Source organism: Psychrobacter sp. UBA5136 (assembly GCF_002414005.1).
Lineage (GTDB): Bacteria > Pseudomonadota > Gammaproteobacteria > Pseudomonadales > Moraxellaceae > Psychrobacter.
The window spans coordinates 24,452-46,692 of sequence record NZ_DHYG01000052.1; the positions used below are offsets into that span (position 1 = coordinate 24,452).

General features: G+C 44.3%; 16 protein-coding genes and 1 pseudogene. 9 read left to right on the top strand and 8 right to left on the bottom strand.

Going from position 1 to position 22,241, the window contains the following annotated elements; genetic code table 11:
• The first annotated feature begins 175 nt into the window (after positions 1–175).
• Positions 176–1,297 (top strand): PilT/PilU family type 4a pilus ATPase, encoded by a 1,122-nt coding sequence (locus B4240_RS07365; protein WP_296237912.1) that lies wholly within the window; start codon positions 176–178, stop codon positions 1,295–1,297.
• 165 nt (positions 1,298–1,462) lie between these two features.
• On the opposite strand, the gene fur is transcribed toward B4240_RS07365, so the two are convergent.
• Positions 1,463–1,897, bottom strand: coding sequence for a ferric iron uptake transcriptional regulator (gene fur / locus B4240_RS07370; protein WP_068406404.1), 435 nt, complete (start codon positions 1,895–1,897; stop codon positions 1,463–1,465).
• A gap of 323 nt (positions 1,898–2,220) precedes the next feature.
• Here fur and B4240_RS07375 point away from each other — a divergent pair, with 323 nt between their 5' ends.
• Positions 2,221–2,640 (top strand): outer membrane protein assembly factor BamE, encoded by a 420-nt coding sequence (locus B4240_RS07375; RefSeq protein ID WP_296237914.1) that lies wholly within the window; start codon positions 2,221–2,223, stop codon positions 2,638–2,640.
• A 179-nt stretch (positions 2,641–2,819) separates the two neighbouring features.
• Here the strand turns inward: B4240_RS07375 and B4240_RS07380 are convergent, their stop codons facing one another.
• From B4240_RS07380 to B4240_RS07395, 4 genes are all read right to left on the bottom strand, one after another.
• Positions 2,820–3,248 (bottom strand): RnfH family protein, encoded by a 429-nt coding sequence (locus B4240_RS07380; RefSeq protein ID WP_296237916.1) that lies wholly within the window; start codon positions 3,246–3,248, stop codon positions 2,820–2,822.
• Positions 3,236–4,378: a hypothetical protein gene (locus tag B4240_RS07385; protein WP_296237918.1), complete on the bottom strand. Its 1,143-nt coding sequence runs from the start codon at positions 4,376–4,378 to the stop codon at positions 3,236–3,238. The genes B4240_RS07380 and B4240_RS07385 overlap by 13 nt, the downstream gene beginning before the upstream one ends.
• Positions 4,379–4,672: 294 nt before the next feature.
• A complete protein-coding gene (locus B4240_RS07390) occupies positions 4,673–5,341 on the bottom strand; it encodes a c-type cytochrome (RefSeq protein WP_296237919.1) in 669 nt (222 codons plus the stop codon).
• Between the two features lie 417 nt (positions 5,342–5,758).
• The gene (locus tag B4240_RS07395; RefSeq protein WP_296237921.1) at positions 5,759–6,094 is read right to left on the bottom strand and encodes a c-type cytochrome; all 336 of its coding nucleotides are present in this window, start codon (positions 6,092–6,094) and stop codon (positions 5,759–5,761) included.
• Positions 6,095–6,492: 398 nt separating this feature from the next.
• Between B4240_RS07395 and yihA the strand changes: the two genes are divergently transcribed.
• The 3 genes and pseudogenes from yihA (at position 6,493) to B4240_RS07410 (ending at position 9,159) form a co-directional block, all read left to right on the top strand.
• Complete coding sequence (gene yihA / locus B4240_RS07400) at positions 6,493–7,230, top strand: ribosome biogenesis GTP-binding protein YihA/YsxC (RefSeq protein WP_296237923.1); 738 nt, start codon at positions 6,493–6,495, stop codon at positions 7,228–7,230.
• Positions 7,231–7,393: 163 nt separating this feature from the next.
• Positions 7,394–7,948, top strand: a pseudogene (locus B4240_RS07405) (IS607 family transposase).
• Between the two features lie 56 nt (positions 7,949–8,004).
• Positions 8,005–9,159 carry an RNA-guided endonuclease InsQ/TnpB family protein gene (locus tag B4240_RS07410; protein ID WP_296237925.1) on the top strand — a complete coding sequence of 385 codons (1,155 nt, stop codon included), beginning with the start codon at positions 8,005–8,007 and terminating at the stop codon, positions 9,157–9,159.
• A gap of 242 nt (positions 9,160–9,401) precedes the next feature.
• On the opposite strand, the gene B4240_RS07415 is transcribed toward B4240_RS07410, so the two are convergent.
• Together B4240_RS07415 and B4240_RS07420 are read right to left on the bottom strand one after the other, a co-directional pair.
• Complete coding sequence (locus B4240_RS07415) at positions 9,402–10,112, bottom strand: HAD-IA family hydrolase (protein ID WP_296237927.1); 711 nt, start codon at positions 10,110–10,112, stop codon at positions 9,402–9,404.
• 153 nt (positions 10,113–10,265) lie between these two features.
• Positions 10,266–11,291 carry an RluA family pseudouridine synthase gene (locus tag B4240_RS07420; protein WP_296237929.1) on the bottom strand — a complete coding sequence of 342 codons (1,026 nt, stop codon included), beginning with the start codon at positions 11,289–11,291 and terminating at the stop codon, positions 10,266–10,268.
• A gap of 1,237 nt (positions 11,292–12,528) precedes the next feature.
• Between B4240_RS07420 and B4240_RS07425 the strand changes: the two genes are divergently transcribed.
• Positions 12,529–16,809: an Rne/Rng family ribonuclease gene (locus B4240_RS07425; protein ID WP_296237931.1), complete on the top strand. Its 4,281-nt coding sequence runs from the start codon at positions 12,529–12,531 to the stop codon at positions 16,807–16,809.
• A 127-nt stretch (positions 16,810–16,936) separates the two neighbouring features.
• Here B4240_RS07425 and B4240_RS07430 read toward each other — a convergent pair whose 3' ends face one another.
• Positions 16,937–17,860 carry a DUF808 domain-containing protein gene (locus B4240_RS07430; RefSeq protein WP_296237933.1) on the bottom strand — a complete coding sequence of 308 codons (924 nt, stop codon included), beginning with the start codon at positions 17,858–17,860 and terminating at the stop codon, positions 16,937–16,939.
• Positions 17,861–18,255: 395 nt separating this feature from the next.
• On the opposite strand from B4240_RS07430, the gene B4240_RS07435 reads away from it, so the two are divergent.
• The 3 genes from B4240_RS07435 (at position 18,256) to B4240_RS07445 (ending at position 22,047) form a co-directional block, all read left to right on the top strand.
• Complete coding sequence (locus tag B4240_RS07435; RefSeq protein WP_296237935.1) at positions 18,256–19,116, top strand: DsbC family protein; 861 nt, start codon at positions 18,256–18,258, stop codon at positions 19,114–19,116.
• Positions 19,117–19,338: 222 nt separating this feature from the next.
• A complete protein-coding gene (locus B4240_RS07440) occupies positions 19,339–20,724 on the top strand; it encodes a homoserine dehydrogenase (RefSeq protein WP_296237937.1) in 1,386 nt (461 codons plus the stop codon).
• A gap of 141 nt (positions 20,725–20,865) precedes the next feature.
• Entirely contained in the window at positions 20,866–22,047 is a 1,182-nt protein-coding gene (locus B4240_RS07445) for a thiolase family protein (RefSeq protein ID WP_296237939.1), read from the top strand.
• Positions 22,048–22,241 lie beyond the last annotated feature (194 nt).

Below are 22,241 nucleotides of genomic sequence, written 5' to 3' on the forward strand. Positions count from 1 at the left end.
ACAGTACCAATGATTTACACAGTACCAAAGGTTAACACACGAATTTTTGTTAAAATCACAAATAGACACTCATAGATTTTTGCTTGGTTTTATTTATTTTTAATGAGCGTTATTGGCACGCTTTAAAAGTTTATGGCAGCAAATTTAATCTATATATCCCAAATGTAGGTACGTTATGGACATTGATAAACTTTTACAGTTGATGATTAATAAAAATGGCTCTGACCTTTTTATTACTGCTGACGTCGCGCCGTCCATGAAAATCAATGGCAAAATTTTGCCCGTTGGTAAAACACCATTAACCGCTGAGCAAACCATGAGACTGGTTAAAGGGGTCATGACGCCAAGCCAGCAAAAAGAGTTTGAAGAGACCAATGAGTGTCAATTTGCGATTTCGGATCAGGCGCAGCAAGCCCGTTTTCGGGTCAGTGCCTTTATCCAGCGCGACATGGCAGGGATGATTTTACGGAAAATCGAAAATAAAATTCCGACCGTTGAAGAGCTGCGCCTGCCACCCGCCCTAAAAGAGCTGGCCATGAAAAAGCGCGGAATTATATTGCTGGTTGGCGCGACAGGTACGGGCAAATCGACTACCCTTGCCGCGATGATTGGACATCGTAATCAAAACTCACACGGTCATATTATTACCATCGAAGATCCGATTGAGTTTGTGCATAAGCATCGCGGTTGTATCATTACCCAGCGCGAGGTTGGTATCGATACCCATTCTTTTGAAGCGGGACTAAAAAATACCTTGCGCCAAGCGCCCGATGTCATTTTGATTGGTGAGATTCGTAACCGCGAAGTCATGAGCTACGCCATTCAATACGCAGAAACGGGGCATCTGGTTTTTGCAACATTGCATGCCAATAACGCTAACCAAGCAATCGACCGTATTATTCACTTCTTTGAAACCAGTCGCCATAATCAATTGTTTATGGATTTATCCTTAAACTTGCAAGCCATTATCGCTCAGCAATTGATTCCCACGCCCGATGGTAAAGGACGCCGCGCCGCTATTGAGATTTTATTAAACTCACAATTGATTAGTGATTATATCCGTAAAGGCGAGGTGCATGAAATCAAAGATGTGATGACACGCTCACGCGATAGCGGCATGCAAACCTTTGACCAAGCGCTGTTTGACTTATACGAAAATGGTGAAATTACCTATAAAGAAGCCATTCTCCACGCCGACTCCCCTAATGATTTACGCCTAAAAATTAAATTAAGCGGTAAGAATGGCGCGGCTAATTTAGATGAAGGCGCCGATAGTTTATCGTTAGATATTACTTAGTAGAACAGTACCTAGCATGCTTACTTAACGTGGCATTACTTAACGAGATTTTTGTCATAAAAAAGCCCTCATCACAGGTGAGGGCTTTTTGATAGCTTTTAAATTAATAGCTTTCAAGTTAACAGTCTTTAAATCAAAGTATAAGATAGTCGGACTTTTAAACGCTTACTTGGCGTTGTCTCTACAAGCTTGATTATCACAAATACCGTATAGTACCAAAGAATGACCAGATAGCTTAAAGCCATGCTCTGCCGCCACTTTGGTCTGCTCCTCTTCAATGGTCTTGTTATGGAACTCGACAATTTTGCCGCACACATCACAAACCAGATGATCGTGATGCTCTTCTTGGGTAATCTCAAACACTGAGAGATTGTTTTCAAAGTTGTGGCGCTCAACGATACCCGCTTGCTCAAACTGGGTTAATACGCGATAAACGGTTGCTAGCCCCACATCCTCACCTTGGTCAATCAGCGCTTTATATACCTCTTCTGCGCTCATGTGATGCAGCTCCGCACTCTCAAGCAGCTCTAAAATTTTGATACGTGGTAACGTTACTTTTAAACCCGCTTTACGTAAATCTTGATTGGTAAAAGAAGCCATAATATCCCTTCTGACTATGAAAGTCTTAGCAAATGAATTCAAAAACAGGAGTTAAATAAACATCAATGGTTGCTATGAATTACTGATAAAAAAATGATTATCATAAAAAACTGGCAATTACTGAGCGTGCTTTTAAGACATTTTTTTATAAAAAACTGCTGCCAAGTGTATGAATTTAAATATAAATAATAAAGGCGGCAAAATAGCGCTTGGTAAATAATGTCGTAAGTGGTAGGCAATTGCAAGTAAATGACGTATCATTTGTGCAAGATTGCCTGCAAGACCCCCATTATCGGTTTTTAGCAGCGCCTAACCCATTTTTTATGAGTCATCTTACCATGATAAAGACCTTTAATTTTCGTTCGTTAAGCTCTGCAAACGCATTACGCAAGATTGCCATGACTACTATGCTTGGTGCCACTGTGGCTGTGTCTGGCTGCTCATTACTGAGTGTATATAAGATTGATTTGCCACAAGGGACCGCCATCACCCAAGCGCAAGCGCAAAAACTGCAAGTGGGTATGAATCAAAATCAGGTGCTTTATATTCTTGGTAGCCCAGCTATCAGAGATACGCTAGCGCCAAAACGTTGGGATTATATTTATGATTATAAAGCAGGAACAGAAGGTCGCCGTAAGGGTATCGCCGATGTCAAAAATGCCAGCCAGCATTTAATTGTCTATTTCGATGATAATGGTTTGGTCACTCGCATCGAAGGTATCGACAGCCTGCCTGCCTCATAGTTTTAATATAGTCAGTTCGTAATAAAATCGATAGGTTAATAGCGACGTGCGACTGGTATAAATTTTCCTTGCTTGCTGCTATCACAGAGGCTACGAAAAATTCATTCCAGTCGCACTCTATCGGTTTTAATCTGCACCTACTAACTGTACTTACTATAGTAACCTGCAACTGCCAATCATCAACCGCGAGATTTATTTTTGCGCTGTGACATAGGATCAGCGCTTAAGCTGCGATATACCTCTACCCGATCAAAAGGCTGCAATATATAGTTTAGCGGCTGCTTTTGTGCGTATACCCCAACATGCCAACGCCTAGCCGTTGGCGTCGTCATATCAGCCACCTGTTTACACCATGTTGCTAGCTCAGCAAACTGTGTCAGCCAACCCGCCTGCGCCAGTGCTTCATACAAAGTTGTACCCTGACTGACTTGGATAGTTAGATAATGCTGGCGCGCTGCCGCTTCTGCATACGCCAGATATACCGTCATTAAATGACTCTGTTCAATGTGTTGCGCATTGCCACTATTGCTGTTGTGGTTAGCTTCAGCGTTATTGGTTGCAATATTGCTAGCTTTACTATTCTTAGCATCAACTGTTAGCTTAACCACTGCATCACCCAACCGACTAAGGCTAAAAGTAGCGCTAGGGGCACAACTAACCGTATTGCCACTCGCCATAAGTTATAAAAGGCTTCATTACCAAAGTTTAAAGATTTACGCAAATGGCTGATTTTCATCTGCCAACCGGCAAAAATTGACAGCAATAACACCGCGATACTACTGATAATCACCAGGATACCGACCAGCCAATTGGTGGGTATAGCAACGACTAACAATAGCGCTAGCACAAGCGTTAACACCAGACTGACCAGCAAACCAAATTTATGCGCCAATTGCTGCGTACTATAATGAAGTAAATAGCTGATCACAAATAGTACGCCGACCCAGTACAATAGCTGACCAATGGGTGGTAGCGCCATGCCACTGATAAATAAAGCAACGACGCCAACCACAAGCTGTAATATCCAGATTGGTAGTACCAGCTTGGTCGCCCGATACTCTTGCGCCGCATGATGGCGAGAGGATTTTTGCGCGTTGTGGTTATCAGCCCCTACCGCCGTGACTGCTTGTTTGCTGACTAGGTTTTGACCAAACCAGTATAAGCCTGTACCCGCACCCACACTAACCAATGCCAAAGCCACGGCGCGCGCCCACTCGCTCAAGCTGACATCGGTCATGGCAAAAGCAATATTTGGCAGGCCGTTTGCGACGCCTAACAACAAACCAACCAACATTAGACCTAAGCCAATTGGTAGAGGCGCTACGCCCAGTAAGCTTAATAAGACGGCGATGACCATCAGCCCTGCCGCAATGGCAAAGCTTGATACATCGGGCACGCTATTGAGCTCTGTTAAAGCCGCTAAAATTCCTGTGCTGGCGCCGGATATGACAAGCGCTGCAATAATGATGGAAACCAGAGCCGCTAACCAACCAAAACTGCGCCACATGGCGCTGGCATCTGCCTCACGCGTAAGCTTTTGCATGCCAGCCAAGGGCGCCTCAGCACTACGGTAAGCCAAAGCAATCTCAGCATACACCACGGGTAGCGAGACCAGTAGCATCGCCAAAAGCCATAGCAACCAAAAATCGATCTCGCCTATGGATGCTGGGGCAAACCAGCGAAATAATAATAGCGGTAGCAGCGCGGCGATAAAGTAAGAAGCGTAGCGAATCATCATAATCTAAATCCAAGCGATTCAAAGTGAACAATATTTAAGGATATAAAGCACTGATAACTGCCTATCTTTTCTATGATAGTTTTATATAAAGGCGACTTAATTCTTATAGGTGTTACCAAAGCCTATGTCAGCTATATAAGGACTGCCAGTTATAAAAAAACCCCGAAATCGGGGTTTAATCGCTACATCTAACGGCTGCATGAAATGGGACAACTTTTATTTAAACTAGCCATGCACGTTATGCACGTTGAAAGTCACAGCCGTTAAAAGCTTAGCCGCTAAATCGGTAGCGGATTAGTGAACCGCGCTCACATAATCTGCCAAGATACGAATATCGCGATCAGATAGCTTTGAAGCAACCGTTTGCATCATGCCCTTCTCGCCTTCTTTTTCCGCATCGTTGACACGTTTTTGCTCTTCGCTATCGACATCATCAGCGCGTCCCGCCGCACGGAATAACTTTAGCTGCGTGGCAATATATTCTGCATGCTGACCACCTAAGCGTGGAAATGCCGCCCAAACGTTACCTGCTGCATCTGGACCATGACAGCCTGCACAGGCGATCACGCCGCGTGATTTATCACCACCTAAAAATAGCTTAGTTGCTTCTTGCGTGGTCGCAGGATTACCAAATGCCACGCCCCAAGGTTTTTGGCTGGCATAATAGCCTGCGACGTTGGCTAAATCTTGCTGAGATAAATTGGCAACTTGTGATTGCATGATACCGTTTTTACGGTAGCCTGATTTAAAATTAACCAATTGTTTATATAAGTACTTTACGTTTTGACCGCCAAGATTCGGCTGGGCTGGCACAGGACTGACACCATCAACACCATGACAAGCCGCACAAACGGTTTCTGCAATTTGCTTACCTGCATTGACGTCATGTTCAGGAACAATAATAGCAGCTTGTACGCTGAAACTTGCAACACATAAGCTGGCGGCAGCGATTAACTTTTTCATTGATACAAATCCTACTAACTCGACGTAAGCATTATTTAGAGTGATTGCATTATCAAAAGACACAGCAGGTACCAAGCCATTATCTAAACGGCTAAGCCATCTATTATGCGGTCTTTATCACAAGCAGCCCGAAAGTACTTACTAATATCAGGGTTTATTTTGGATTATTATAGCAAGACTTTTTACTATTTGCCTACTTAATCGTAGCATTGCCTATTTTTTCTACGGCTATCGCCTTTGCTCACTCAATAAAAAACAAGAAGTATAAAAAACAAAACGCATAAAAATAAAAAGCGCAAAAGGTTTGTCCACCTCGCGCCTCATATCGTTTATCTAAGTGACTATTTTAGTTTTTAGGCTGAGATACTGCTGATACTGGCTTGCTTTACATACAGGTTTACTTTTAATACCTGTCTGCTACTTGCTCATATATTCGATAAGCTTGCGGTAGTCGTCGTCACTGCAATTGTCGCACAGGCCGCCTGCTGGCATTTGAATCATGCCATTTTTAACGGATTTAACCAGTGCTGGCATGCCTTTTTGTTTGATAAGCTGTTGCCATTTTGCTCTATCGCCTTTTTTGATGGCATTTAGCGCACCACTATCGTGACAGGCGGCACATGAGTTATTATAGGTGGTGGCAGTGTCGGCGGCGCTAGCATGACTTATCATGGCCGTACTAATGATTAGCGCAGCGCCACTGGTGACTAAAAAGCGGCAGCTTTTGGCAAAAATTTCGGTGATTGAAAACATAGGACACCTCATCTCTTTTTTTCGTGCGCTTAATCCATGATTTTATTAAGCGTCTATCGTTCAACTATCATTCAATCTATCTCACTAAAGATTGTAACAATATATGACATATTAATATATATAAATATAGTTTAGGTTTGTTAAAACGGTCTAATTAAGCAAAATTTTGCTATAAAAATTACTTTAATTTCCGGTTATGTTAAGAATAATATGAGGGTATTCGCCGTTATTTCAATAACTAAGCAGCATAATAGTATAGAATAGGTACTATTTTGAAGCGTCTATTTTATTGAGGTCTAAGTTTTGCCGCTCACCCATTTTAGGCGCTCCTTAAAGCCCTACTTAATTCAGAAACTTTTCACTACCGTATCTAATTTTTTAAGATTAATGAGTCATTTATGAGTACCCCGTTTAAAGATGTCGCCGCCGAACATGCGGATTTTAATACCAAAGCCCGTCAGCGTATTCAGCAAACTGAATTTATGACGTCCGCGCCGACCTTTCGCCTTTGTCCGCCGGATACTGGGCTAGAAGTTGCTTTTGCTGGTCGCTCGAACGCTGGGAAATCGTCGGCTATCAATGCGCTGACCAATCAGCGTCAATTGGCTCGCTCGTCTAAAACACCCGGTCGCACGCAGATGATTAACTTTTTTAGCATTGGCGACACGGATAGACGGTTGGTTGATTTGCCGGGTTATGGTTATGCTGCCGTCCCGCTTGAGATGAAAAAAGAATGGCAGGTTGAGCTGGAAGAATATCTGGTATCGCGCGCCAGCCTTGCAGGTTTGGTACTGATGACAGATATCCGTCATCCGCTTAAATTCTTTGATGAGCAAATGCTGCACTGGGCAAAAGATGGCGAGTTGCCGGTGCATATCTTGCTGACCAAAGCGGATAAGCTTAAATACGGTGCCTCTAAAACTGCGCTGCTTAATACTCGTAAAAGACTTAAGCAGTTGGACTTAGACTGTACGATACAGCTATTTTCCGCATTAAGAAAAGAAGGCCTTGATGAGTTGGCAGGGGTCATGGGCAACTGGTACGAGTATCAGCTGGAAGATGATAAAAACAGTGAGTCATCTGTTCCTGAAAAACAAGAAAATGTCATGGAAAACGACATAGAAAATGGCGACTAAACCGCTGATAAGCAAAAAGGTACTGAATAAATTTGCGTGTTTGATGATTTCAGGGATGATTTAAAGGCGAGTTTAGATATAGTCACTTTTGCAAACGATAAGTAGAAAAAAGGGTTATAAACAGCTCTTTTAGACCTATCCAAACTACGTATAATTATCTATTATGAGTAGATTATTAAGCATAAAAAAAGCTGCTGATGGGCTGAGCGTGTCAGTCTCAACCCTAAGAAGATGGGATGAGACAGGGCAACTTGTCGCGCAAAGAACCCCTAAAGGTCATCGTAGATATGATTTATCTAAGATTAATCCAAACTTATTACACAAACAGGAGATTGCGAGTAGAAAAACAATCGCTTATGCGCGTGTATCAAGTCGTGATTAAAAACCTGATTTAGAGCCCTAAGTACAGTTATTGGCATTATATTGTGCTAAGCAAGGCTGGTCTTTTGAAGTGATAAGCGACTTAGGTAGTGGTATGAATTACCATAAAAAAGGCTTAAAACGTCTTCTTGATGATATCCTTGATAATAAAATAGACAGACTGGTTCTGACTCATAAAGACAGATTGTTACGTTTTGGCGCCGAACTTGTTTTTGCACTTTGCGAGGCGCGTCAAGTTGAAGTTGTTATTGTCAATCAAGGTGAAAACCTATCATTTGAAGAAGAGTTGGCTCAAGATGTTCTTGAGATTACCACTGTTTTTTCGGCAAGGCTTTAAGGCTCACGTAGCAAGAAAAATAAAAAATTAATAGAAGCAGTCAAGGAAAGTTTGTCATGATTCGCGGTCATGTCATTGAGTTAAACCCTAATCATAAACAAGCAACGTATTTTGCTCGTGCTTGTGGCGTGGCTCGCCTTGCTTACAATTGGGCGCTTGCGGAATGGCAAAGACAATACGCTCTTGATAAAGCATATCGTGACCACTGCAAAGCCCAAAATATTGACATTAACCAAGACAAATTAAACCGACCATCACAAGCAAAGCTTAGGCGCAAGCTTAACGCCATAAAGGGTGACAAATACCCTTTTATGCTTGAGATTACCAAGTGCGCCCCACAGCTTGCCATTATGCAGTTGGGTGATGCTTATCAGCGATTCTTTAAAGGCGAATCTAAATACCCAAAGTTTCGCAAAAAAGGCGTTAATGACCGATTTAACCTATCAAATGATCAATTTGCCATTAAAGACAGGAGGATAAGAATACCAAATCTAGGGTGGGTTAAGATGCGTGAGGCATTGCGATTTGACGGCAAAATATTGTCAGCTAAGATATTTAGTCGTGGCGGTAAATGGTTTGTAAGCATTGCCGTTGAGATCACCACTCCTATAAAATTTACCAAAAAAACAGGCAAAAGCGTTGGTATTGATTTAGGAGTTACCGATTTACTGACTCTATCCGATGGGCGAAAAATCAAAGCCCCAAAACCTTTAAAGCTGTATCTAAAAAAGCTTCGGCGTCTTAGCAAAGCATTAAGCCGAAAACAAAAAGGCAGTAAAAACCGTGCCAAAGCGAAAACCAAGCTGTCACGGCTTCATTATAAAATCAGATGTACTCGCCAAGATAGCCTGCACAAACTTACCTCTAGCTTAGTGCATGACTTTAATACCATTGCTATTGAGCATCTAAACGTCAAAGGCATGATGAAGAACCGTAGATTGTCACGCGCTATCAGTGATTTGGGTTTTTATGAGTTTAAGCGCCAGCTTATTTATAAAGCCAGTGAGCAAGGTAAAAGCGTAAAGTTAGTCGATAGGTTTTATCCAAGCTCAAAAACGTGTTCAAACTGCAATCATATTCTTGGCAAGAATGAGTTGACATTAAATAGGCGCGCTTGGACCTGCCTCAGATGCCAAACAACACACGATCGCGATATTAACGCCAGCATTAACATTTTAAACAATGCGTCAGTCACTCTGACCAATACATAGCACCCTTTTTCATTGGACGGTGAGTTCCACCGCCAATCAAAAAAGTCTGTGGAGTCGTGGTAAGACCAAATCTTAAACAAGAGGGGGCACGTGACAATGAAGCAGAAAGAAAACACTAAACTAAACTACTACAGGTAAGTTTAGGTAGGTTTTTCAGAACGGTTTAACGTATATAACGATAAACCCTTTTTTATAGTCATATTTTTAGAAACTCTATTTGCCAAGCTTAAAGGTGATTTTATTTACGCACATAACAATGCCACTAATTCTTGCGGCGTGTCCACTTGATAAGTCGGTTGCTCAGCAGCAAGCTCGCTGCTTGACGCTGTGCCGTAATTGACGGCAATGCTGGTCATGCCCAAGCGATTGGCCATTTGAATATCGTAAATACTGTCACCGATAAATACTGCCTGTGAGATTAGCTGGTTGGTGTAATCTAAAATATCGCGCAGCATTTGCGGATCAGGTTTGGAGCCGGATTCATCAGCACAGCGCGTGATGGTAAAATAGTGATGACTGTCAGAGCCATCTAACACTCGATCCAACCCTCTTCTTTTCTTACCAGTGGCGACTGCAAGCTGTTTATCTTGCTGCTTTAACGTCAGGAGCATATTTTCAATAGGCGCAAAAAACGGCGTACGATGGCTGTTCGGAATATAGTATTCTGCATAGCTTTGCTGAATGGCGAGCTTTTGCGTATCGCTTGCTTGCGGATATAAAATCTCAATGCCGTGCATTAAGCTCAGCCCGATAATGTCTTTGACGGCCTGATCGGTAGTCCTAAAGCCATGCGCCTCGCCCGCTATATGCATCGACTCAACGATTAGGCCAATCGAATCCATCAAGGTGCCATCCCAATCAAAAATGATCAGCTTTTTACCCGCTAAATGATGCTCGGCTGCTAATTCAGAAGTATTGGTTGGCGCTGTTTTATTAGCGATAGGTGCTGTCATGGTCTAACCCTTTAAAAATAACAAATGGCAAATATGAAAACGTCACAGGTACTTATTTGGCGAATGTATGCGCAAATAAGCAACTGTGACGATTGTGTTAAATAATCATTTAAAAACTGCATTGACTATCAGTCTTTAAACAGTCTTTAAAAACTATTCAGGCAACTGAATATCCGCTGGTAACCAATCTTTCATCTCATCTGGTAATGGCGCGGTAATGGTTTCATAGCCAGGAATATCTAAACGCCACGCATGTAAACACAAACGATGCACGCCCGATTTGTCATGCACATTGTATTTATCATCACCTAAAATAGCATGACCGATATGCGCCAAATGTACGCGAATTTGATGGGTGCGACCGGTCAAAGGTTTTGCTTCAAGCAGGCTCACTGGCTGTTCATTTAAGGTAAAGCGACCATGCACGATAATATCTGTCTGGCTTTCTTTCGCCTGTGGGTCTTGGGCGTCTACTTTCACCCTGCGCTCACCGCTAGCCAGCGTATAGCGCAGTAAGGGCGCGTCGATACGCTGCTCATTGAGCGCAGGCTGACCTTTCGCTAGGCAAAGATAATGCTTTTGAATGGTTCTATCGACAAGATGCTGCTGGAGCACTTTCAACGCTGAGCGCTTTTTAGAAATCATCAGCAGACCTGAAGTATCTTTATCGATACGATGAATCAGCTCGAGATATTTTTTACCTGTCACTTCGCGCATGGCCTCGATAACGCCAAAATCTAAACCACTACCGCCATGCACAGCAATACCAGCAGGCTTATTAAGTACGATTAGACCCTCATCTTCGTAGACTACCCGCGCCAATAAGCTATTGGCAAATTCAGCGCTGATAATCGGTTTGTCACGGGTCGCGAGCTGTACAGGCGCAATACGCACCACGTCTTCACGCTGCAATCTGTCATGCGCTTTACAGCGTTTATTATTAACGCGCACTTCATCTGAGCGAATCATCTTGTAGATGTGGGATTTCGGCAAACCCTTTAGGCGATTAAGCAAAAAGTTATCCAAACGCTGGTCGTGCTGATGGCGCGTGACTTCAAGGTAATTGACCTTTTCAAAGTTACTGATTTCGTCATCGGCACTTTGCGGGCGCGTTTTGCTATTAAAGATAGCGGGCGCTTCATGGATAGGCTGTTCGGTTGGCATTTTTGAGTTTGTCATTTTTAGTTAGGTATTTACACAAAGATTTGCTATAGTTTAGCATGTTGAGCGCCAATTAAGCAGAGGCTGCGACAATAATTCCTTGTTGTTACAGACAATATTACGCCGTTGCTACTACTGGTTAGTCAGGCGATGGCCGTTATAAAGGTTGCCAAACTTGTGCGTTTCATCTGATTTTAAGGGTGTTATATCCCTTGATATACCCTATAATGCCCCATAAATTGTAAGAACAACGCTGATAATTATCTATATATAGGATGTATCAGTACCCAAAATTTTTAGTATAAGGTTTTTTATCAAGACAAAACACGCTGATATTAAACGACATCGCTTTGATAAACTGGCTAATAACCATTTTATCGCGCGATAACAACATAACATTTACTCACTACCGCCTAACCACGACTTATTTTGATAATTATTTATCACGCATAACTAATTATCAGCCAGTCCTTTAGCGCACAGTTGAGCAAGTATGGGTCGCTTAGAGCCAGAATCGAGCATCATTGATTGATTATCGATAGCTGCCTGAGTATTGGTGGTCAAACAGAGCACGCGAAGTAGGATAGACAAAAGACACCGCGCCGATAAGCCGGTCATTTATTCTGTTTGCCAAGTACGCCCCGCTGATGATTAGAGCAGTGCCACCTAGCTTTGAGTCACCCCAGATATTTTTGACGTGATACCCAAAAGAACGATAAATAAAGAATGACCAATTGCTTTACCTAAAAGGATAACCGCTGCACGGCGCTGTTTTATGCACCAGCACTTACCAATAAAACAGTCCTTTATTAACAGCGATATGATTGCTAGACCTTGATTGATTAATTGTGACAACACGATGCTTTTTTGGTAATTGTGACCTCTTAAATCTCAGCCCTTATCCATCGCCGCCCTTACAAGGTGTGCGGATTAAACTTGGATAAATGACTGTCAAGAGACCACAAACCCGCGCGTGCCTTAATCGTTAGAGCAAGCAGCTTACTCATAATATGATATAGATAGTAGCCTTACACCCTACCTTATCTATATAAACGTTACCGATATTAGCAGCATAAATGGCTAATACATTTTAGGTCAAAAAGCAGTTACGAAAAGCTCATATGCTTGCCGTTATTTCTGCTTTACGTTCTACTGCTCACTAACATCTGCTCAGGTTGATTTACCCTTAACCGCACTTGCTTCCTTGTCCTAAAGCCTGCCCCGTCGTTGTTATGCGTACTCATAGGATTCAAATATGAAACGCATTTTAATCAACGCCACTCAAAACGAAGAAATTCGCGTTGCCCTTTGTAAAGGTAATCACCTCTACGATTTCGATTTAGAAAACCGTACCCGCGAGCAAAAAAAATCCAACATTTATAAAGGTCACGTTACCCGTGTCGAGCCATCGCTTGAAGCGGTGTTTGTCGAATATGGCTCACAGCGCCAAGGCTTTTTACCGATTCGAGAAATTTCTGCTGAATATTTAAGCGGCAATCCACGCGATGAAAACATCAAAAAATTAATCAAAGAGGGTGACGAGCTTATCGTCCAAGTCGAAAAAGAAGAGCGCGGCAATAAAGGCGCAGCGCTTTCGACTTATGTCTCTTTGGCAGGGCGTTATTTGGTGTTGATGCCAAACAACCCTCGTGGCGGTGGCATTTCGCGTCAAATCTCGGGCAAATTACGCGAAGATATGAAGCGCATGCTCGGCAATCTTGATTTGCCAAAAGGCATGAGTGTCATCATTCGTACTGCTGGTATTGGCAAGACCCAAGAAGACTTGCAACACGATTTAAATCACTTGCTCAATATCTGGCAAGCCATCCAAGAACAAAATCAAAAATATCCGTCTCCGCGTTTGGTACACCAAGAAGCGGGCGTCGTCACCCGTGCCGTGCGTGATTATCTACGCGATGATATTAGCGAGATTTGGATCGACAACGAAAACGCTTATATCGAAGCGGCCGGTTTTATCGATGCCGTGATGCCAAAACAAGCGGAAAAATTGCGTAAATATACCGATTATGAGCCGATGTTTTCGCGCTTTAATATCGAAAAACAAATTGAAACGGCGTATCAACGTGAAGTGCGCTTGCCGTCTGGTGGCTCAATCGTTATTGACCAGACCGAAGCCTTGGTGTCTATTGATATCAACTCAGCCAAATCGACCAAAGGTTCAGATGTTGCTGAAACTGCCTATCACACCAACCTAGAAGCCGCTGACGAGATAGCCCGCCAGTTACGCCTGCGCGATATGGGCGGCTTGATTGTCATTGATTTCATCGATATGAATGACAACAAGCACCAAAAAGAGGTAGAAAAACGTCTGGTTGAAGCAACCAAATATGACCGCGCGCGCGTGCAGTTTGGCGATATTTCTAAGTTTGGCTTGATGGAAATGAGCCGTCAGCGCTTGCGTCCGTCATTAGAAGAGTCAACTGGTTATATCTGCCCGCGTTGTCATGGCAATGGCATGATTCGTGATTTGCGCTCGCTATCATTGTCAATTATGCGTCAAATTGAGCAAATCGCCCTTAAAGAACGTCAAGGTGAAGTGCAGGCTGAAGTGCCAACTGATATTGCTGCATTTTTATTAAACGAAAAGCGCGATAGCTTGGTTTATCTTGAGCAAGACAGTGGCACTCGTATTACTATTTTGCCCCACGCCCATTTAGAATCGCCAAACTTTAAGCTACACTTTAATCGCGATGGCTTCGCCCCATCGAGCTATGAGCGTATCACCGACACCCAGCAACAAGAACATAGCGATCTTGGTTATAACGTCGATTGGCAAACCGCTGATTCAGTGCGCCCAGAGCAGCAGCCTACCCGCCAGCCACGTCAGGTAGCCGATAACAGCAATCAATCGACTACTCATGCCAATAGCCAACAGCAACAGCAGCAAAGCTCGACCCGTCATAGCAATGACCATCGTAGCAATGCCAATACTAATGGCAGTAATGCTGCATCAGCGCGCGCATCCCAACGACAAACACAGCCGCAAAGTGCGCCGACTGTAGCAACGCAAAACAATAATGCTGCCGCGCAGCCGCAAGCAGTTGCTTGGTTGTCCAATTTATTTGCAAAAGCGCCGCAAGCATCGACGACGCCTAACGTCAGTAGCCGTGATGCCGCCGAAGCCATTGAGGCGCTAGTAAACACGGGCGCGCAAAGCCTTGGCTCGTTTGGTCAAGTCGATAACAGTGCATTAAATGCTAACAATCAAGCCTCTGCAGCGCCGCAGCCAGAGAGCAATCAGCAGTCTAACAACCAACAGACGAATGCTAATGGCAACCGTCAACAAGCAGCCAATAGCAGCAATACCGATGATAGTAGCGATACTGAAGATAGAAGAAGACGTAAGCCGCGTAAGTCAAGACCCTCTAAAACGCGTCAAAGAAAAGAGCAACCAGAGGGAAGCAATAATAACGCCGCTAGCAATAATGTAGATAGCAGCGCAACCAACACTGATGACAAACAAGCTGATAGCCAAGATAAACGTCAGCAGGACAATCGCCGTACTAACGAGCGTAATCGCAACAATCGCCAAGACAACGGTCGTAATAGTAATGAAAGCAGCACTAGTGAGCGCAATGACGCTGATAGTAAAGATGCGAACGTTGCAAACGAGCAGACGCATGCTAAGCGTAAATCAAACAGTCAACGCCCTTCACGCGGTAAACTTGAGCGCGGTGAAACGTTAAGCGCTGATAATACGCAGCAAAAACAGCAGCAAAGCGAACAACCTGCCGAGCAAGATGTTAAAAACGCTGATAATGACAATGGCAAGAACCAAACCAGTGCGCGCCGTCATCAAGATCCTAGTGAGGTTGTATTACAGGTCAATGAAGCCGCTACGGAACTAAAATCGCCAGAAGTTGTGCATTTGTCTTTAGATGACAGCAAATCTGTCCCAGCGGCAGACTCAGCTTCTGAAAAACAAGTCTCTGAAAAACAGTCTTCAGAAAAGGCTAGCAATCGAGCCGATACAGAGCGCGCGCAGCAACAAGACAGTCGTTCGGAAAATGCTGATAAGCCTAAAACTGACGAGCAATCTGCCAAAAACAGCAGCGAATCGGTTGGTAGCAGTCAAAAGCGCAGTAAGCAAGCCGATACTACTAAAGCGGCTAAAAATGACGACGCTCAAACTGAAAATGGAGTGGTAGCAGAGGCGAAAGTAGATGAAGCCCAGCCAAGCGCTACTGAAGATAAAGCACAAAAATCTGAGTCTAAATCTGTAGATGAGCATAATATCGATGCTACGCAACCTGCAGCGGATAAGCAAGCGACGTCTAAAAGTAGCACTGATGTCAAAAGTGCTGCTGACAAAGATGATGGTCAAGCTGATAATATAGCACCGACAGAAAAAGCGCAGAAAACGACTTCTGATGTTGCTTCTAGTACGGATGATACCGACAGTAGCAGTCAACCAGCGTTTAAGCTCGACCATGCCGCCTTGTTTGCTAAACGCTACGTGACGGCTAAAAAGTTTGGTCAAGCCAGCAATGACCCACGCGTGGTACGTCGTCAGCAAGGTCGAGCACCGATAACTATAACATCGGTGGCGCAAACGCCTCAGGCAAATGAGCAAGAAAAGCAAATCGCTACAAACGCGCCAACCATTCGCGGTACGGTTGGTGAGTTTATTCGTGCAACGCTACCAGAGGCGCAAGCACGCTTGGCAGCAGAAGGGGTAATTAACTGCTTTAACGCTGCTATTGCTTTGCATTTAGAGCAGTCTAATGCGAAAAACGACAATCTCGATAGCAGTAGTGAGCATCAGGTTGCAACCAACGAAAGCGCTAACCGTGATTTCGACTTTAGCAACTACGGTTATGAGCCGCTAGCAGCGGATTATCTCGCACGCTTTGCGGCGATGACGCAAGCGGTCAGTCAGTTTGCCGCAGCGCAAGGTAAGACAGCCGTTGAGCCACGCCCGATTAGTAAGCGCGCCGGCAACGACCCTCGCGGTCAGCATCCTGGCTATCAAGAAACAGACGCAGCGATGGCTACCGAAGAGCAGAAGAATGACTCTAAGCAAACGGATAGCGAAGTGGATGCACATAGTGTAGAAGCGACTGCGCTGGCCGATCAAGGTCAGACAGACGATATCAGCGCTGATAGTGAAGAGCTGCTAAAAGTAGAGCAAGCGCTAGAAACAGATAACGCTGTGCGATCTGAGGTTGATGCTCCTGAGGCAGAAGATGCTAAGGTGAAAGCTTCTGAGGTTAACGTTGACGATGCCAATACCGAGCAAAGTAAGCCTGAGCAAGAATCTGAGTCAGTAGCAGAGGCCGCGACAAAGGAAGAAATACAGGCGGCGAAGTCAAAAACGACCATCGCCAGTTATAAAAACATGATCGAAAACGTGGCTGAGCAATTACTACCACAAAAAGGCATGTTTAACCTAACCACGCCAAAGGTGCCAAAGGCGCGCACGCGTAAGCCAAAGGCAGAGCATAAAAAGCCGACGCAAGCGGAAAAATCAGAATCTGATGGCTCAGGTATTGATAACTCTGATAGCGAAAGCTAACAGCCTGTTATAAATAGTCTTCCATAAAATGTCAAAGCCCCAACCTTGTCAGCAGCGTTGGGGCTTTTTTTACGCTTTATTTACCATGGTTTTTTAATTAATGCCGTCAAAGCAATTAACGAACAAATTAATGCGCAGAAGGCTCGTCTTTATGGCGTATTTTATTAATAACAGTAAATAAAGCAACAATCGCAGCGCCAATGATAAAGCCAATAACGCCATTTAATAACGCCGTGGTAAAGCTTTCAAACACGCCAGTCAAATGCGCAATGTCTTCAACCTCATGGTGTAAAAAGTTAATACCGTGCACCAAGATACCACCACCAACTAGGAACATGGCCAAAGTCCCAGCGATCGATAAGAACTTCATCAATTTGGGCGCTGAGGTGAATAAAACCTTACCGACTTTTTGAGTAAATTCGCCGTCTTTTTGCATCATATGCAGGCCCAAGTCATCGATTTTAACGATACCGGCGACCAAACCATAAATGCCAATCGTAATACCGACGGCTAAAATCGACAGCACCAAACTGCGCTGTAACAAGGTCGCCGTTGCCGTCGCTCCGAGCGCAATGACGATAATTTCTGCTGATAAAATAAAATCGGTTCGCACCGCGCCTTTGATTTTTTCTTTTTCAAAAGCCACCAAATCGACCGTTTCATCGGCGTTGGCTTGCCGGCGGGCATTTTGCTCCTCATCATCTGGCAGAGCATGCGGCCAAAATCGGTGAATCACTTTTTCAGCGCCTTCATAAACCAAAAACAAGCCGCCGCACATCAGTAAAAAGGTGATTAAAGGCGGGTAAATGGCACTGATAAGAATCGCCGCTGGCACCAGAATCAGCTTATTTAGCAAAGAGCCTTTGGCGACCGCCCAAACGACGGGCAGCTCACGATTTGCTTTGACGCCCGTGACTTGCTCAGCGTTCAAAGCCAAATCATCACCCAACACCCCCGCGGTTTTTTTGGCGGCGATTTTAGTCATGACCGAAACGTCATCGAGTATCACACTGATATCATCAAGTAGGGTTAATAAGCTGGCGCCTGCCATACAGTCTCCTTTGAAAATTAGAAAATGAGATAAATCGTTTTAATAAATAAGTTGCAATATGATCATAAACAATCATTATAAGCGCTAGCGTACCTAGTCATCCGCCAAGATAAAAGAGTACAAATGTATTTTATTTCTGCTTTTTTAATGGTTATCTATAAATAGTAAATTTAACAAGGCTACGCAATAGCCTTTAGTGGTTATTTAGAAAAATATGTTAATATGACAGGTGTTGCCACTTATCTTTTATTATCAATAAATTGCACCTCATCCTTGAAATATAACGCTCTGATAACAAAATCTAGCGTATATGAGATAAGCGTTCATACACTATTTATGTCCCTGTTTTTATATCTATATCTTGCTTAGGCATTACCGCCTAAAGGAAACACCCTATGTTTTTACCTTCTTTTTCTAAAGCCACGCCCACCCGCGCTACATTTTCACGCAATCCTTTATCGCGTATGATGATGGGCGCATTACTGGTTGTGGTGGCGGCGGGCTGCTCGAATAATGCGGCTGATGCGACCAGCAATACAGGTATCGTCAATAGCGCAGCGGCTAAAGTCAGCAGCGCAAAAGTATCGCCCGATAGCGATTCCGCGGTGGTTAAAGCCTTGCAAGAAAACTTAAAAGCCTCAGGTATTGAAGAGAACATCATTTCGGCCGTGCCAACAGACATGGACGATATTTACTGGGTGACGGCGGCGGGCTTGCCATCCTTTTTTACCGATAAATCTGGCAAACACATTATTCAAGGGCAAATCATCGCCGTTGGGGCAGAAGCGCCCGTTGATATCAGTGGCGCTTTGGTCGCCAAAACCGCACAAGACGCTCTAAAAGCGGTCGATAAAAAAGACATGGTTATTTATCCAGCAAAAGGCGCGACCAAGTCAGTTGTCTATGCTTTTACGGATGCCGACTGTCCTTATTGCGCCAAGCTGCATGAAGAAATGAGCGACATTAATGCGCGCGGCATTGAAGTGCGCTATTTGGCATGGCCACGCAGCGAAGGCAGCATTCCAAAGATGGAAGCCATCTGGTGTAGCGAAGATCGCAAAGCTGCGATGGATCAAGCAAAAATGGGTGCCAACGTCCAAGCACCTAGCTGTAATAATCCTGTCAGAGAGCAAATCGAGCTTGGCATGACGCTCGGTGTGCGCGGCACGCCAGCCATTTTTACCGAATCTGGACAGCAAATCGGCGGTTATTTACCAGCCGCCCAATTGGCACAAGCTGCAATAGACGCCAGCTAGTTGTCCATCTTGGTATTGCTGACTTTAGCGACATTGAGATTGGGTAGACGCCACAAGCGCTTGTCGGTATGATACGATGAAGCGCTAGGTAAAATTAGCCGTATATTTTTATACTCTTCTTCTTTTTATAAGCCGCTTTTTAAGCACTTTTGTATCAGTGTTTTTAAATAAGCGCTGTCATAGAAGCATTTTTATCCAACTCTATAATCTCTTGAGGATACTGTGAGCAAATCCATCAAACTAGCGATACTTGGTCTAGGCACCGTCGGAACGGGCGTGATCAATCTAATCAGTGATAATTTAGATGAATTAAAACGCCGTAGCGGACGCGACATTGTGATTACCGAAGTCGGTACCCGTCGTCAGCGCGACGATATCGACCCTAATATCATACAAAACAGTGACTTGATGGCAATCGCTGCCAGTGACAATGTCGATATTGTCATCGAAGTGATTGGTGGTACGACGCTGGCTAAAGACGTGATTATGCATGCCATCAAAAACGGCAAGCATGTGGTTACGGCCAATAAAGCATTGCTCGCGGAACACGGTAATGAGATTTTTGCCTTTGCTGAAGCCAATAACGTACACGTTGCTTATGAAGCGGCGGTAGCAGGCGGTATCCCGATTATTAAAGTCATGCGTGAAGCGCTTGCGGCCAATAAGATTGAGTGGCTTGCTGGTATTATTAATGGTACGGGCAACTTTATCATGACCGAAATGCGTGATAAAGGCCGCCCATTTGCCGATATTTTAAGCGAGGCGCAAGCGCTTGGTTACGCCGAAGCTGATCCAACGTTTGATGTTGAAGGTATTGATGCGGCACATAAGCTTGCCCTACTTGCCTCTATCGCCTTTGGTATTCCGCTACAGTTTGATAAAGTTTACTGCGAAGGTATCACGGGCATCACTTTGCAGGACGTCAACTACGCAGAAGAGCTTGGTTACCGCATCAAACATCTAGGTTTTGCCGTGCGCCGCGAAGGTAATGGTTCTGGTGATGGCCAAGGTAATCAAGATAATAATGGCGCGGCCGGCATCGAGCTGCGCGTTCATCCAACGCTCATCCCGCAAAATGCTTTGCTTGCCAACGTTAATGGCGTAAAAAATGCCGTGCTAGTCAATTCGCATCCGCTTGGGCAAACGCTGTATTGCGGCGATGGCGCAGGCGCAGGGGCAACCGCTTCTGCGGTAATGGCCGACGTCATGGACTTGGTTCGTATTCTCAGCAATAAAGATAGCAACGAGCAAAGTAACAGTCAGCAAAACAACCACGGTCACCATGTTCCGCATCTTGCTTTCATTCCAGAGCAATTAGCAGACACGCCGATCTTGCGCGCTGAGCAAATGATTACTGGCTATTACCTGCGTGTACACGCCTATGACAATCCTGGCGTTTTAGCCGATATCACCCGTATTTTGAGCGACGCTGGTATCAACATCGATGCGATTTTACAAAAACCTGCCCATAAACTTGGGCAAGTCCCGGTGATTATTTTGACCCTACCTGTGGTTGAAAGCCAGATGAATTTGGCTATTGAAAAAATCGAGAAGCTAGAGACGATTACTGATAAAGTAGTACGTATTCGCTTAGATGAGCTGGCGTAATCTACGTTATAGATAAGCTAAAATACTACTCGTCAACAAGCGCATGACGTTAAGTAAAACGACGTTAAGCAAAATATAGTACTTTTAACTGATAGATTAGAAAACACTTTCGTTTTAAATACCGAAAAAGGAAAAATAACGATGTCAAATGATGCAATTGTAATTTTAAATGGCGCCCGTACCCCGATGGGCGGTTTTCAAGGCGCCCTAAAAGACGTAAGCGCAACCGAATTGGGCGCGACGGCTATCAAAGCCGCTGTTGAGCGTTCAGGCGTGAGTACGGACGATATCGACGAAGTCATCATGGGCTGTATCTTGACCGCTGGTCTTGGTCAGGGCCCTGCCCGTCAAGCCATGCGTAAAGCAGGCCTCAATGATGCCACTGGCGCCGTCACCATTAATAAGCTTTGTGGTTCTGGTCTAAAAGCAGTCATGCAAGCGCACGATGGGATCAAAGCGGGCAGCTTTAATGTTGCAGTGGCTGGTGGTATGGAATCAATGACCAATGCCCCTTACCTCATGCCAGGGTCGCGCGGCGGTTACCGTATGGGCCATAAAGAAGTCAAAGACCATATGTTCTTAGACGGTCTAGAAGATGCCGAAACTGGCAAATTAATGGGTCAATTTGCGCAAGAAATGGCCGATGAAAAAGGCTATACCCGTGAGCAAATGGATGAATTTGCGATTGAATCATTAAATCGCGCTTTGACAGCGATTAAAGATGAGCATTTTAAAGATGAAATCGAGCCAGTCACCTTTAAATCGCGTAAAGGTGAGCAAACGGTCGATACCGATGAGCAGCCTGCGCTTGCCAATGCAGATCGTATTCCTACGCTGCGTCCTGCGTTTGCAAAAGAAGGTACGATTACGGCGGCAAACGCCAGCTCAATCTCCGACGGCGCTGCTGCGGTTGTGATGATGAAAGAGTCACAAGCCAAAGCCGAAGGTTTGGATTATCAAGCGCGTATTATTGCCACTGCTTCAAACTCGCGTCACCCAAGCGAGTTTACCATTGCTCCGATTGGTGCGATTGAAAAAGTACTAGACAAGGCTGGCTGGTCAGTGGCTGATGTTGATTTATGGGAAATCAACGAAGCCTTTGCGATGGTGACCATGGCGGCAATGGATGAGCTAAATATCGACCACGCTAAAGTTAACGTCGAAGGCGGCGCTTGTGCCCTTGGTCATCCAGTAGGCTGCTCTGGCGCGCGTATCTTAATCACGCTTATCAACTCGCTTAAGCGTACGGGCGGCAAAAAAGGCGTTGCTACGCTATGTATCGGTGGCGGTGAAGCCGTTGCTGTTGCCATTGAACTTGCTTAATTTTAAGCTACTAAAATAATTGAGCTTTTAAAAATAGTTGGGCTTTTAGAATTGGCTTTACAATTTAAAAGTTCAACTGACTATCTTGATAACCGACTGTCTTAATATTTAAAAACCGCATGGCTAATGGCTGTGCGGTTTTTTTATACGCAAAAATGTCAAATAAAGCAAAGCTGTGCATCACTGTAAGAAAG